This window comes from Acidimicrobiales bacterium (assembly GCA_035533095.1).
Classification (GTDB): Bacteria; Actinomycetota; Acidimicrobiia; order Acidimicrobiales; family Palsa-688; genus DATLUM01.
Genome location: DATLUM010000071.1, coordinates 1 through 13,732, shown reverse-complemented (window position 1 = coordinate 13,732; position 13,732 = coordinate 1). Strand labels below are relative to the sequence as shown.

The following is a 13,732-nucleotide window of genomic DNA, read 5'->3' as shown; positions in this document are numbered from 1 at the left end:
GTTACTCGTGGCTCGTGCCGACCGCGAGACAGGCGCGGGCCGCGCCGACCACGTAGAGCGATCCGGTGACCAGCACCAGGTCGTCGGCGCCGGCGGAGGACAGGGCCAGCTCGAGCGCTTCTGGCACCGACTCCGCTTCGAGGGCTTCGACCCCTAGCGAACGAGCCGCCTCGGCCACCACCGCCGCCGGCTGCGTCCTGGGCGAAGGGGCGGGGCACGCCACGACCAGCCGGGCTCGGTGAGCGCCGAGTGCCTCGAGCATTTCGGCGGGGTCCTTGCCGCGGAGCATGCCCACGACGAGAATCTCCGACGCGGCGCTGCCGAACTCCTCGGCGACCGCCTCGGCTGCCCGGTGCGCGCCTTCGAGGTTCTTGGCGCCGTCGAGCACCACCAGGGGTTGGCGGCCGACGATCTCGAGCCTGCCGGGAGACCGGACCGTGCCGGCCGCCTCCCGGACAAGGCGGTCGTCGAGCGGGCCACCGAAGAACGCCTCGCAGGCTGCGAGGGCCGCCGCGAAGTTCTCCCCCTGGTGGCGGCCGTGCAGATCGAGCCAGACTCCCTCGTAAGTGGCCCCGGGGGTGTGGATGTCAAGGACTCGCCCGCCGACGGCAGGGTCGTTGCGCGTGCACCCGTACTCGACGCCTACCAGCCATACTTCCGCGGGGTCCTGCCTGTCGAAGATGGACCGCAGCTCGTCGTCCCGCTCCCCCAGCACGAGCGTGGCCCCGGGCTTGACGACGCCGGCCTTCTCGCCGGCGATGTCCGCCCGTGTCGGGCCAAGGAACTCGACGTGGTCCATGCCGACGTTGGTGACCACCGCCACGCCGGCGTCGGCCACGTTGGTGGCGTCCCACCGGCCGCCCATCCCGACCTCCAGCACCGCGATGTCGACCGGGCGGTCCGCGAACCACAGCATCGCCGCGCCGGCGAGTATCTCGAACCAGCTCAACCTGACACCGTCCCCCAGCATCGGTTCGACCGCGGCGATCTCGGACAGGACGGTCACCAGATCCTCGTCGGAGATGGGCTCGCCGTCGCTCGCGATCCGCTCGTTGATCGATTCGAGGTGAGGGCTGGTGAAGGTGCCGGCGCGCAGCCCCTTCGCCGACAGGAGAGAGCTGACGCAGCGTGCGGTGGAGGTCTTGCCGTTCGTGCCTGTGACGTGGATGACTGGGGCCGCCGCCTGCGGCTGGCCGAGCGCGTCGACGAGCTGGCGCATGGAGGCCAGGTCCGGCGCCGGCCTGCGCGTGTCCGCCAGCATCCGTTCGAGGTTCTGGTGGCGGTCGAGCCAGGCGAGTGCTTCGCCCAGGCTCCAGTCCCGGCTGGTTATGACGCCGCCCGGCGCGGCCGGGCCTGCGTGCGGGGCGCCTCGGTGCGGGGCACGAGAGTGGGTGCCACCCGCTCGAGGACGACCGACCGGTCGATGACGCACTGGCCGATGTCCTGGCGGCTCGGCAGGTCGTACATGACCTCGAGGAGGACCTCTTCGAGGATCGCCCTCAACCCACGCGCACCGGTGCCGCGAAGCAATGCCTGCTCGGCTACCGCCTCGAGTGCGTCATCGGAGAAGACCAGCTCGACGCTGTCGAGCTCGAACACACGCCGGTACTGCTTGACCAGCGCGTTCTTCGGCTCTACCAGGATCCGCACGAGAGCCTCGCGGTCGAGGTTGGACACCGCCCCTATGACCGGAAGGCGTCCCACGAACTCGGGGATGAGCCCGAACTTCAGGAGGTCCTCCGGCAGAACCTGCCCCAGCAGGTCGCCCTCGGACCGCTCCTCGCCCCGGCGGATCTCGGCACGGAAGCCGATGCCCTGCCGGCCGAGCCTCGAGTCGATGATCTTGTCGAGCCCGGCGAATGCACCGCCGCAGATGAACAGGATGTTGGTGGTGTCGATCTGGATGAATTCCTGGTGCGGGTGCTTGCGCCCGCCCTGAGGAGGCACCGACGCGGTCGTGCCCTCGAGGATCTTGAGAAGCGCCTGCTGCACCCCCTCACCGGACACGTCACGGGTGATCGACGGGTTCTCGCTCTTGCGCGCGATCTTGTCGATCTCGTCGATGTAGATGATCCCGGTCTCGGCCTTCTTGACGTCGTAGTCGGCCGCTTGGATGAGCTTGAGGAGGATGTTCTCCACGTCCTCGCCGACGTATCCCGCCTCGGTAAGGGCAGTCGCGTCGGCGATGGCGAATGGAACGTTGAGCATCCGAGCAAGAGTTTGCGCGAGGAGGGTCTTCCCGCAGCCGGTCGGCCCTAGCAGGAGGATGTTCGACTTGGCGAGCTCGACGTCCGATGTCTGCGTGGGCCCGGCCTGGACACGCTTGTAGTGGTTGTAGACGGCTACGGAAAGGATCTTCTTGGCGCGCTCTTGGCCGATGACGTAGTCGTCGAGGAAGGTGAAGATCTCAGCGGGCTTGGGCAGCTCATCGAATCTAACTTCGGTGGATTCGGAGAGCTCCTCTTCGATGATGTCGTTGCAGAGGTCTATGCACTCGTCGCAGATGTAGACGCCCGGACCGGCGATCAGCTTCTTCACCTGCTTCTGCGACTTGCCGCAGAAGGAGCATTTGACCAGGTCGCTCGACTCGCCGAACTTCGCCATGACTAACCCCCGCCTCCCCGGATCCTTACGCCACGCCCGCTGCCTGCGGGACCAACGCGAGCTCTCGTGTGGTGATCACCTCGTCGATAATGCCGTATTCCCTGGCCTCATCGGCGCTCATGATGAAGTCCCGGTCTGTGTCCCGGGCGACTTTGTCCACGTCCTGCCCGGAATCCGTGGCCAGCATCTGGTTCAGCAGGTCGCGCATCCGGAGGATCTCCTTGGCCTGGATCTCGATGTCCGCTGCCTGTCCGGCGGCACCGCCGTAGGGCTGGTGGATGAGGATCCTGGCGTGGGGAAGCGCGTAGCGCTTGCCCGGTGTGCCTCCTGCGAGGATCACGGCGGCAGCCGACGCGGCCTGGCCGTAGCAGAAGGTCGAGATGTCGTTTTTCACGAACTTCATCGTGTCGTAGATGGCGAACAGAGCCGTGATGTCGCCACCAGGACTGTTGATGTACAGGCTGATCTCTTTATCGGGGTTCTTGTACTCGAGGTACAGCATCTGGGCGCACACGGCGTTGGCGACGTAGTCGTCGATCGGCGTGCCAAGGAAGACGATGTTCTCCTCGAGCATCCGCGAGAACAGGTCGTAGCTCTTCTCACCGCGGTTCGTCTGCTCGAAGACGCCGGGGATGTGGTATTGGGCGACGGGCTCGATCACTGCTCTGCGGTCTCCGCTTCGGGCTGTTCCGGATTCTCGGTTTGATTCTCGGACTCTGGGTTCTCGGCTGATGCGGTCAGGTCCTCCGGTGATGCTGGTTCGAGAAGAGCCCTGTCAACTGGGCGCCCCTCCGGGTCCACGATCTCGACCCTTTCGAGGAGCCATTCCAGAGCCCTCGTCTTCTTCCAGTCCGAGCGTACCGCGGGCATCTGGTCCGCGCGGTCGAGGTTTCGCCTCAATTCCGGCGGCTTGACCCTGTAAGCCTCGGCGAGGCGGGCGATCTCGGCATCGAGATCTTCGTCCGTGGGCTCGATCTGCTCTGCTTCAGCGACCGCTCGGAGCGCGAGATCCGCCTTGACGGCACCCGCTGCCCCGTCGCGCATCGACTCCACGACCTGCTCCGGTGTCTGCCCGGTGGCCTCGAGATACTCACCCACCGTGGCGTTCTGGGCCTGAAGTCGGTGCTCGAGGTCGTGAACCCTCCGTTGCACCTCGGCGTCGACGAGAGGGGCGGGAGGGTCGATATCCACCAGCTCGACGAGAGCGTCGATCGTCGAGTTGCGCAAAGCGATCGTCGACTGGACCTTCTTGACCATCCCGATCCTCTTCGAGATGTCGGATCGCAACTCTTCGACGGTGTCGAATTCGGAAGCCTCAGATGCCCACTCATCGGTTACCTCCGGGAGCAGCTTCTCCTTCACGTCCTTTACAAAGACCCGGAACTGGACCTTGCCGCCAGGGAGATCGGCGTCAAACGCGAGGATGTCGCCCACCTTCGCGCCCTGCAGCTGCTCATCCAGTTCGGGCAGGACGGTCCCGCTACCGAGCTCGTAGAGGAAGTCGTCGGTGGTGAGCCCGGCAACTTCCTCGCCGTCCCGGCTTCCCTTCAAGTCGATGGTGAGGTGATCGGCGTCGCGTGCCGGCCGGTCCACACTCTTCAACTCGCCGAAGTTCGAGCGCAGTCGGTCGACCTGCGCGTCGACCTCTTCGTCGGTGACTTCCGGGCTGGGGACCTCGACGCGCAGGCCCTGGTATCCCGCCAGTTTCAACTGCGGCCGCACCTCGACGACAGCATCGAACGCGACCGCCCCGGACTCTTCGCCGGCGGTGATGTCGATCTCGGGCGGAGCTATCGCGTCGACGTCGTGGTCACGCAGGGCCTGGCTGTAGTAGCCGGGCAACGCGTCGCGAAGCGCCTCCGTCCTGCCCGCCTCCTTGCCGAGGCGCGCCTCGAGGATACGGCGAGGCGCCTTGCCCGGCCGGAAGCCGGGGATCCGCACTTCCCGGGCGATCTTACGAAAAGCCGCGTCGATCGCCTTCTCGAACTCGTCCTCTTCGACCTCGATCGAGAGCTTGACCTTGTTCCCCTCGAGGGGCTCTACCACGGCTTTCATATAGGGCTCGGAGTCTAGAGAGGTTCGCGCCATTGGTGGAGCAGAAGAACGCTGCTGAGCAGCGTTCTTCTGCTCAGGCAATTCTGCGAACCTCTCTACGTGCGGAGGGCGGAGACGCGGGTCACGGTAGGTTGGTCGCGTTTCAGGAGCTTCCGGCTCCTGCGGGGAGTAGCGCAGCTTGGTTAGCGCGCCTGCTTTGGGAGCAGGAGGCCGCGGGTTCGAATCCCGCCTCCCCGACACAACAGCCTCCCGACACAACAGCCTCCCGACACAACAGTCTCCCCGACACAGGCTCACTGACGCCGGCGTGCTGGTCACGTGGTGCGGTCACCCGGTTAGGATCTTCTTGCGTCGCGGGCGTAGCTCAACGGTATAGCTCCAGCCTTCCAAGCTGGTTACGCGGGTTCGACACCCGTCGCCCGCTCCCGAGATGAGCTTCCGAATCAGAGATGTGCCCCTCCGCTGACCTCGTATCCAAGCGCCGGAACCCCGCTTCCGTCCGCTGGCAGGGCGCTGCCGCGATCTCCCTCGTCCTGCTGTTCGGCGGGCTGAGCCTGAGCGCCGAAGCCGCATCCGCCGCCGGCGCGCGCTCCGTGGCGGCCGCCCCCCGAGACCTCTCGGTCCCCACCACTGAAGCGCCGGGCGACTCGGGCAACCCGCTCGGGGTGTCGCCGGCCCCCTCGGCAAGTGCGTCGATCCGCCCTGTCGGCAAAGGATCGGGTGCCAACTACCGGCCGGTCACTCGAGTCACGAGTTCGTCGTCCACGGGTTCGCCAACCCGCACCGAGCGCTCCGCCCTCGTCGGGCTTGCCCTCGCGGTGCCTCTCGGGACATGGCTGGTGATGGCGGCCAGTGATAGATGGAGGCGTCGCCGGCGCTAGCGCGGCTTTCGCGCCACCACGCACAGCAGGTAGCAGTCTTCGGCACGCGAGTACAGCCCCGAGTTGCCCGCCACCTCGTCGGCGTCGAACCGCCCGCTCGCGACACTGTCGGTCGCCAGGTTGGTTCCTTTGCAGTCTGCGATCTCGAAGCCGGCGCTTGTAACCAATTCCAGCAGCTCTTCGAGCGTGTACTCGACCTTGTGATCGGGGTCGATGAACTGCGGCTGCTGCACGCGTGTCACCCGCCCGTTGGGGGTGTCGAGCGCGAAGTACCCGCCGGGCTCGAGCACCCGGTACACCGATTTCACGACCTTGCGCCCCTCCGCGGGCGGCACGTGCTCGATCGACTGGCCCGAGTAGACGAGGTCAACCGACGCGTCGGCGAACCCGCTCAGGTCCGTCATCGAGTGGTAGCGGTAATAGACGGGCCCGAGCCAGGTCTTTACGGGGTCGGCGTGAAGGTCCGCTCTGTAGATTTCGTGTCGCTCGTCCGGGGGCAGATCCACGATGGTCAACGTCTCGAAGCGGTACGGGTAACCCATGGTGACCATCGCGCCCTCTGGCGACGCGAGATCGGTGCCTCCGAGATCGAGGATGTTCCTCGCGGCGGGCAGCGAACGAACGAACTCGCATCTGCTCGAGTGCAGCGAGGGGCCGAGCGTCCTGCCTGTGAAGTGCCGGTTGCGCCTGAACTCTCCCGAGCCCATCAGCCAGCTGATCATCTCGCTGGGAGACCAGGATCCGGTCCCCAGCATCGAAAGCGCAGTCTCGCGGCCGACCGGGTCGGCAGGCCTTCCCAGGACGATCTCGTACGCGACCTCGACCATCCGCCGGTGGCCCAGCGAGGCGAAGTAGCCGTCAGCGTGGGTGATGCGCCGCCTGACACGCGATGGCATCTGCTGCGCGGTTCTGACGCCGCGGTACGCCCTGCGGGCACCCGGGACCCTTGCAACCGTCGATCGCAAATTCATCCGGCAAACCATACGGCGTGCGGCCAGAGCGGTAAGACTCGTGGTGTGACCGAGCCGCCGAAGAGCCCCCATCCGTCGCGTAGCACGTCGTTATGGCTCGCTGTCGCCTCAGGGATGGTCCTGCTCGTCGTGCTGCTCGTGTTCATACTTCAGAACCTCCAGCGGGTGAAGGTCAGCTTCTTCACGGTCCATTGGAGAGCTCCCCTGGCTGTGGACCTTCTGTTCGCCACGGTGCTGGGGGGTCTCGTGGTGTTCGCCGCCGGTTCGGTCCGGATAATCCAGCTGCGCCGCACCGCCCGGCGCAACCAACCCGGTGTCGAGCGCAGCGGAGGCGGCGACATCGACGGGGGGGAACCCGGATCGGGCGCCCACCGGGGCTGAACCGGCCGCCGGTCGGGCCTGGGTCAAGCGGTCCGCACAATCGCCACCGAATCCGGCGGCAGGGACACCGCTTCCCCGGCAGAGGTGATGTCAGGGGATGAGGCGGCGATCAGGTCCCACGAGGGCACCAGGGGGAAGTCCTGCATCACCGCGGACAGGTTGACGAGCACGGTGAATACGCCTCGGTGCACGACCACCGTCTGGGTCTCTTCTTCCACGATCACCTCGGTCCGTTCGAGGCGGGGATCGCTCAGGTCCGCGAACCTGCGCCGTAGCGCGATGAGCCGCTTGTACCACGCGAGAAGGCAGCCGTGGGGCGCCTGTTCGCGCTCGTCCCAGTTGAGCTTGGACCTGTTGAACGTCGTGGGTGCCTGGGGGTCGGGTACGTCCCCTGTCCCAGCGCTCCAGTAGGGGAACTCGTTGCGACGACCCTCGCTCACTGCGCGCCCGAGCTCGGGATCGTGGTGATCGGTGAAGTAGAGGAACGGAGAGGTGGCACCCCACTCCTCGCCTTGGAACAGCAGCGGAGTGAATGGGCCGGTCAGCAACAGCGCGGCTGCGATCCGCAACCGCCCTTCGTTCATCAGCGCGGATGACCGCTCGCCAAGCGGCCGGTTGCCGACCTGGTCGTGATTCTGCGTGAACACGACGAAACGATGACCCGGCAGCCCGGACGGGGATCGCCCATGGTGACGTCCCCGGTGCCGGGACCACGTCCCGTCGTAGACCCAGGCCTGGCGGAGAGCCCTGCCCAGATGCGCCAGTGAGCCGAAATCCTCGTAGTACCCGGTCCTCTCGCCGGCGAGGGCCGCGTGCAGCGCGTGATGCCACTCGTCCGCCCAGGCGGAATCGAGTCCGTATCCGCCGGAGTCGAGCGGGCGGACGAAACGGGGGTCGTTGAGATCTGTCTCCGCGATGACCGTGAGGGGACGGCGGAGATGTGAGGAGAGAGCATCGACTTCAGCCGACAGTTGCTCGAGAACGTGGCGCGCCGAGTCGTCGACGATGGCGTGGACGGCGTCGAGGCGTAGGCCGTCGGCGTGGTAATCGCGTAGCCAGCCGAGCGCGTTGTCGATGACGAAACGGCGGACCTCGTCGCTGCCGCTGCCGTCGAAGTTGATCGCGGACCCCCAGTTCGTCTGATGGCGGTCGGAGAAGTAGGGGCCGAATTCCGGCAGGTAGTTTCCAGAGGGGCCGAGATGGTTGTAGACGACGTCCATCACGACACCGAGGCCGTAGCAGTGGCACGTGTCCACGAACCGCTTCAATCCGTCCGGTCCGCCGTATGCATGGTGTGGCGCGAACAGGTTGACGCCGTCGTATCCCCAACCTCGATCGCCGGGGAACTCGGCCACCGGCATCAGCTCGACCGCGTCGACTCCGATGTCGACAAGCAGGGGAAGCTTCTCGATCGCCGCGTCGAAGGTGCCTTCCGCAGTGAAGGTGCCGACGTGGATCTCGTAAAGAACTGCGCCCTTCATGGTCATGCCCGTCCACGAGGCGTCCTTCCAGGCGAACGCGGACTGGTCGACCACCTCGGACAGGTCTTCGGGGCCTCCGGGCTGGCTGGGTGAGCGCGGATCGGGCCGGGGTGGCCCGCCGTCGAGGCAGAATCCGTAATGCGTGCCCGGCCCGGCTCGTTCGTCGCTGACGTGCCACCACCCTCCCGAGCCACGGTGCATCCGAAGCTCGCGACCGCCGGACAGGAGTGTGACGCTCTCGGGTTCGGGAGCCCAGACCTTGAACTCCTGCACGCCTACCCGGCCCGTTCGAGAACCGCGACCGGCAAGCGCGAGAGCAGGGATGCGACCGGCTGCAGCCCGCCCGACACAGCAGCGCCGGTGACGACGTCGGTCCACTGGCCGGCGGGCAACTCGACGGACAACGGGCCGGCAACGGCGCTCCTGCAAGGAACGATCACCACGAGCGAGTCGCGCTCGAATGCGACGATCCCCTCACCGTCGACGGGCAACGGCTCATAGCCACTCTTCGAATAGGGGTCGGGATTGGAGCTTCTGTGAGCGAGCAGCTGCCGGATCAGCTGAAGCTTCGATCTCCCGAGCGCGTCGTCACCTATATCGAAACCGTCTTCTCCGCCGGCGCGGCTGAGCAGGTGCGCGCGCGACGCATAGTCGACGGGCCGGCGGTTGTCGGGGTCGACGAGGCTCATATCCCACAACTCGGTGCCCTGGTAGATGTCCGGGATGCCGGGGCACGTGAGCAGGAGGGCAGCCTGCGCGAGCGAGTTGCGCCGGCCGCGCTCCACCACGCGATTGTCGCGCAGGAAGGATCCGAGCAGCGACAGGAAGTCGGGGTCGCCGAGGATTCCACGGACAAAGACCTCGACGTCGCGCTCGTAGGCCTCGTCGGGGTCGGCCCACGAGGTGTGGACTCTGGCTTCTCGAAGCGCCTTGGACATGTAGCCCGTAAGCCGGTCCGGCTCTATTGGCCATGCACCGACGATTGTCTGGTAGAGCAGGTACTCGGAGTTGGGGTCGGGACCGTGGCGACCTCGGTACCGCGCGGTCACCCGGGCCCATGATGCGACAGCGCCGGCCCACTGCTCGGGAACCTCGGAAAGCACGTTGATCCGCGCCCGCACGTCGGCGCCGCGCTTGGTGTCGTGCGTCGCGAGGGTGAGCATCGACTCGGGAGACCGGTGCGCCGTACGTTGCGTCGCGGTGTGGAACTCGTCGGCCGGGAGACCGAAGGTTCCCGGATCGCCACCCACCTCGTTCAACGACACCAGCCGGTTGTACCGGTAGAACGCCGTATCCTCGACGCCCTTCGCCATCACGGGTGCTGTCAGCTGCTGGAAGCGCGGCACGAACTCGTCGGCACCTTCGCCTGCGTGATGCCCCTGCGCGAGCTCTCCGATGAAGCGCAACAGCTCGAGGTCGATGTCCTCACGGCAAGCCACGGCGCCGTCGACGGCGTCCTCGACCCACCGGCGATCGCTTCCGCCAGCGGGTGTGCCGGCTGAGTTGTACGTCCGGTAGACGCACATGTGCGCGACGACCTCGCTGAGCGCGTCGCGGAGTTCGCGCCGGGTGTGGTCGCGGTGGCGGCGGTGGGTTTCGCACACCCCGGACAGCAAGGAGGTCAGGCGCCCCACCTCCGGGGCGAGGTCGCGCCGCATGATCTCGATCTTCGACTCGTGGGCCACGTCGGCGAACGTCGCGGTCTGGCCGGTAAACGACCCGTACGCGTCGGTCATCGGGCGCTCGTTGGCGGTCGCGACGAAGAGGTTGTTGACCCGGATCAGGAAGTCGTAGCCGGTGGTGCCCGCGACCGGCCAGCTGTCCACCAGCAGCTCTTCTCGGGCCAGGATCTTCTCGACGACGGTGTAAGTGCCCGACGTCGCCCCATCCAACCGCTCGAGGTAACCCTCCGGGTCCCGGAGCCCGTCGACATGGTCGACTCTCAGCCCGTCGACGGTCCCGTCGTCGACGAGTTGGAGGACAAGACGGTGTGTCTTTTCGAATACGTGCTCGTCCTCGGCCCGCAGCCCGACGAGTGTCTCTATGTTGAAGAACCGCCGGTAGTCGAGCTCCTCGCTCGCCGTCCTCCAGTACGCCAGCCGGTAGTTCTGCCGACGGAGCAGCTCGTCGAGGCGGTCCGGGTCGCGGTTGACCACCTCCACCTCTTCGTCGAGTGCGTCGGCGAGACCGGGATCGTCCCGGCAGAGCTCGACGACGCGCGCCACTAGCGTCTCCTTCCTCTCGTGCCGGTGCGCGACGGCCTCACGGTCCGTGACTCTTGCCGGCGGGAGACCGGCGAAACCGGCCTCCACCTCCGCCAGTTCCGGCGAGCCGGCACGGCGGGCCGCTCGCCCCACGATTTCATCCACTGTCTTGGGCGAGACCGGCAGCTCGTGTTCGTGGTAGCGGAGGACGAAATCGCCACCGCTGCGCGCGAGACGAACCTCGCCTCGCTCGATGACCCGGCCGTAATGGTCGCCGAGGATAGGGACCAATACGGTGAACGCCGATCTCGATTCACCGCCCTCCCAGTCGATGTCGAAGAAGCCGGCGTACTGGCTGGACGGCCCGTTTTCCAGGACGTCACGCCACCAGAGATTCGCCTTCGGATCGGCGGCCATGTGGTTGGGCACTATGTCGAGGATCTGGCCGAGCCCGTGCTCTCTCAGTGCGCCCGAGAGGAGGGAGAGGCCGGGTTGGCCGCCGAGTTCGTCGTTGGGCCGCTCGGGGTCGGCGACGTCGTATCCGTGCGTGCTGCCTGGCGCGGCTTGCAGGTAGGGGGAGCAGTACAGATGAGAGATACCGAGGACCGCGAGGTAACCGGCGATCTCCGCTGCCTGCGCGAAGGTGAAGTCGCGGTTCAGCTGGACCCTGTAGGAGGCGCGCCTGGCAATCCCGGCCTGTGAACCGCCCGCCTTCATCATCAGCCGCATGTACCCGAGCGCCGGCGGCGCATAAACGGGGCCCGTCGTTTGCTGCTCGCCCGAGGGTGTGTGAGGGCGGTGTGTGCCCCCGGCAGGACTCGAACCTGCGACCCGCCGCTTAGAAGGCGGCCGCTCTATCCAACTGAGCTACAGGGGCTTGGGCCGGAGACTCACCGTAGCGGGGCGCAGGGCGCACCTGGCCGTACAGGTACCTTTCAGGAGAGGTCCACCTCGATCGCCGTCGACTCGGGGTCGCAGGCGTGTCGCCCGACGAGGAACCGGTGGCGCCCCGAAGCCGGCCGTGACGTGTGCGCGACCGGGTCCCGCGTCTCGAGTCTCCGTCGCGGCACCCTGACCTCGAAGGTCTCCTTGCCGCCGGCGGCGACCTCGATTCTAGAGAATCCGACCAGCCGCGGCGGTGCCTCGGGATCCGGGAGCTCCGCGTACACCTGGACCACCTCGGCGCCGTCCATGTCACCGGTATTCGACACGGTTCCCGTGACGGTCACGCCGTCGTGCGCACTGAGCAGACCCACGTGGGTGAGGGCGAAGGTGGTGTAGGAGAGACCGAACCCGAACGGGAACGCCGGCTTGCGACCCGCCCTGGCGAGGTGCCACCAGCCGTGCCACCGGTCGTAGCGGAAGCTGGTGGTGTCGCGGTCGAACGCCGGCAGGTCGGCCTCGTCCACCGGGACGCTGAAAGGCAAGCGGGCTGACGGATTCACCTTGCCCAGAAGCACGTCTGCGAGCCCCGGGCCGGCCCGGCATCCTCCGTACCACGCCTGCACGATGGCGGCGACAGAGTCCGCCCACTCCGAGACGATGACCGCGCTGCCCGCCTGGATCACCACGACGGTTCGCGGGTTCTCAGCGGCGACGGCCCGGATCAGCTCGACATCGGGATCGGGCAGCCGGAGCGAGCTCCTGTCACCGCCGATGCTGAAACCCTTCGGTCGTTCGGAAAGTCGCTCGGGTGCATCGACCGATCGCAGATCACGCAGGGACGCTTCGTAGGCCTCGACGACGCCGGGTTCGTCCGAAGGTGGTAGCAGGTGCGCGAGCCCAGAGCCAGCATCGCCGATGTACTCGCCCTCGTCCCGGTAGGTGTATCCGGCTACCACCACGCACGCCTCGGCATTCGAGGCGAGGGTGACTGCCCGAGCAGTGTCGCTTCCGTCGTCGTAGCGGACCTCACCGGCGAACTCTGCGCGCAGGCCGTCGAGGATCGTGTGGCAGTCGAGGTCCCACACGTCGCTCGAACCACCGTCGCCCAAATTGACGGCGCCGGCCAGGCGGCCGAAGACGGCCACGGACTTGGTGGCGGAGGGCAGGGGCAGGACGGGCGTGCCTTCCACCGCCTCGTTTCGCAGGAGCACCACCGCACGACCGGCCACCTGGCGCGCAAGCTGCCTGTGCTCGTCACAGCCGACGACGCCGATCGGAGGCGCCGGTGCCCCGAGCATCTCGCCGAAGCGTAGAAGGCTCGAGACCACCCGGGTGACCGCCGCGTCGACGTCCTCCCATCTGGCGTCTCCGCGGTCGAGCGCGCCAGGAAGGTGCTGCGCCCGGACCATGCGGTACGGCATCTCGATGTCGAGACCTGCGCCCAGCGACTTCGCGGCGTCGCGCAGCCCGAGAATCCAGTCGCTGATGACGTAACCCTCGAAGCCCCATTCGCCGCGGAGCACATCAGTGAGAAGGTTCGTGCTCTCCGCGCACCAATCACCGTTGACGGAGTTGTAGGCCGACATCACGGCCGCGACGCCCTCGTCGACCACGCGGCGGAAGTGCGGGAGGTAGACCTCGTGAAGGGCGACCTCGTCTACCTCGATGTCGACGCTGAATCGGGCATTCTCCATCGAGTTGCACGCGAAGTGCTTCACGCAGGCCATCACGTGGCGCTGCAGCCCTCGCGTGAGCGCGGCGCCCAGTTCGCCAACGTGATGAGGATCCTCACCGTAGGTTTCCTGCGCTCGACCCCACGCCGGATGGCGAAGCAAGTTCACGCACACAGCGCCGGTGAGGTTCGCGCCGAGAGCCCGCAGTTCACGCCCGATGGCCTCGCCGACGCGTTCCTCCAGAGCGGGGTCCCAGGTCGCGGCTCGAGCCATCGTGACCGGGAAGCACGTCGCGTTCCCGATCACCGCACCTCGCGGCCCGTCGGAGAAGGCGATGCCGGGGATCCCGAGCCGTTCGACCTGAGCGGCGACGAACGGTGCCTTGTGGTACCCGTTCTCCTGGTGCATGAACGCGAGGCCCGCCCAGGTCGGCGCGTCCCCGTCGAGGCACCACAGCCGCTCTTCTGGGGTCATCTGCGAAACGAGTTCGCCGGCTGCCGCGGCGGGCGCCATCCCGGAGGCTACGGCTGCGCGTGCTTCGTCGAACGTGCGGATGCTCACACGGTCATGATCGGTCGTGGACCACCGGTCGGTCCA

General features: G+C 67.0%; 10 protein-coding genes and 3 tRNA genes. 4 read left to right on the top strand and 9 right to left on the bottom strand.

Going from position 1 to position 13,732, the window contains the following annotated elements:
- Nucleotide 1: 1 nt before the first annotated feature.
- The 4 genes from VNF71_08870 to tig all read right to left on the bottom strand — a co-directional run bounded on the left by VNF71_08870 (nucleotide 2) and on the right by tig (nucleotide 4,659).
- Nucleotides 2-1,261 carry a folylpolyglutamate synthase/dihydrofolate synthase family protein gene (locus VNF71_08870; protein HVA74662.1) on the bottom strand — a complete coding sequence of 420 codons (1,260 nt, stop codon included), beginning with the start codon at nucleotides 1,259-1,261 and terminating at the stop codon, nucleotides 2-4.
- 65 nt (nucleotides 1,262-1,326) lie between these two features.
- Nucleotides 1,327-2,604 (bottom strand): ATP-dependent Clp protease ATP-binding subunit ClpX, encoded by a 1,278-nt coding sequence (gene clpX / locus VNF71_08865; protein HVA74661.1) that lies wholly within the window; start codon nucleotides 2,602-2,604, stop codon nucleotides 1,327-1,329.
- Nucleotides 2,605-2,629: 25 nt separating this feature from the next.
- Nucleotides 2,630-3,265: an ATP-dependent Clp protease proteolytic subunit gene (locus VNF71_08860; GenBank protein ID HVA74660.1), complete on the bottom strand. Its 636-nt coding sequence runs from the start codon at nucleotides 3,263-3,265 to the stop codon at nucleotides 2,630-2,632.
- A complete protein-coding gene (gene tig / locus VNF71_08855) occupies nucleotides 3,262-4,659 on the bottom strand; it encodes a trigger factor (GenBank protein ID HVA74659.1) in 1,398 nt (465 codons plus the stop codon). The genes VNF71_08860 and tig overlap by 4 nt, the downstream gene beginning before the upstream one ends.
- Nucleotides 4,660-4,821: 162 nt before the next feature.
- Between tig and VNF71_08850 the strand changes: the two genes are divergently transcribed.
- From VNF71_08850 to VNF71_08840, 3 genes are all read left to right on the top strand, one after another.
- Nucleotides 4,822-4,896, top strand: a tRNA-Pro gene (locus tag VNF71_08850).
- 116 nt (nucleotides 4,897-5,012) lie between these two features.
- Nucleotides 5,013-5,083, top strand: a tRNA-Gly gene (locus VNF71_08845).
- A gap of 25 nt (nucleotides 5,084-5,108) precedes the next feature.
- Nucleotides 5,109-5,540: a hypothetical protein gene (locus VNF71_08840; GenBank protein HVA74658.1), complete on the top strand. Its 432-nt coding sequence runs from the start codon at nucleotides 5,109-5,111 to the stop codon at nucleotides 5,538-5,540.
- On the opposite strand, the gene VNF71_08835 is transcribed toward VNF71_08840, so the two are convergent.
- Nucleotides 5,537-6,511 carry a methyltransferase domain-containing protein gene (locus tag VNF71_08835; GenBank protein HVA74657.1) on the bottom strand — a complete coding sequence of 325 codons (975 nt, stop codon included), beginning with the start codon at nucleotides 6,509-6,511 and terminating at the stop codon, nucleotides 5,537-5,539. The two genes, VNF71_08840 and VNF71_08835, sit on opposite strands and share 4 nt — an antisense overlap.
- Before the next feature lie 45 nt (nucleotides 6,512-6,556).
- Between VNF71_08835 and VNF71_08830 the strand changes: the two genes are divergently transcribed.
- The gene (locus tag VNF71_08830) at nucleotides 6,557-6,892 is read left to right on the top strand and encodes a lipopolysaccharide assembly protein LapA domain-containing protein (protein ID HVA74656.1); all 336 of its coding nucleotides are present in this window, start codon (nucleotides 6,557-6,559) and stop codon (nucleotides 6,890-6,892) included.
- A 23-nt stretch (nucleotides 6,893-6,915) separates the two neighbouring features.
- On the opposite strand, the gene treZ is transcribed toward VNF71_08830, so the two are convergent.
- The 4 genes from treZ to VNF71_08810 all read right to left on the bottom strand — a co-directional run.
- On the bottom strand, nucleotides 6,916-8,646 hold the full coding sequence (treZ, locus tag VNF71_08825) for a malto-oligosyltrehalose trehalohydrolase (GenBank protein ID HVA74655.1): 1,731 nt from the start codon (nucleotides 8,644-8,646) through the stop codon (nucleotides 6,916-6,918).
- A gap of 2 nt (nucleotides 8,647-8,648) precedes the next feature.
- Nucleotides 8,649-11,297, bottom strand: a complete 2,649-nt coding sequence (gene treY / locus VNF71_08820) for a malto-oligosyltrehalose synthase (GenBank protein ID HVA74654.1) — start codon at nucleotides 11,295-11,297, stop codon at nucleotides 8,649-8,651.
- A gap of 83 nt (nucleotides 11,298-11,380) precedes the next feature.
- Nucleotides 11,381-11,454 (bottom strand) — tRNA-Arg (locus tag VNF71_08815).
- Between the two features lie 58 nt (nucleotides 11,455-11,512).
- Nucleotides 11,513-13,732 (bottom strand): glycoside hydrolase family 3 N-terminal domain-containing protein (locus VNF71_08810; protein ID HVA74653.1); only part of this gene is annotated, 2,220 nt, incomplete at its 5' end.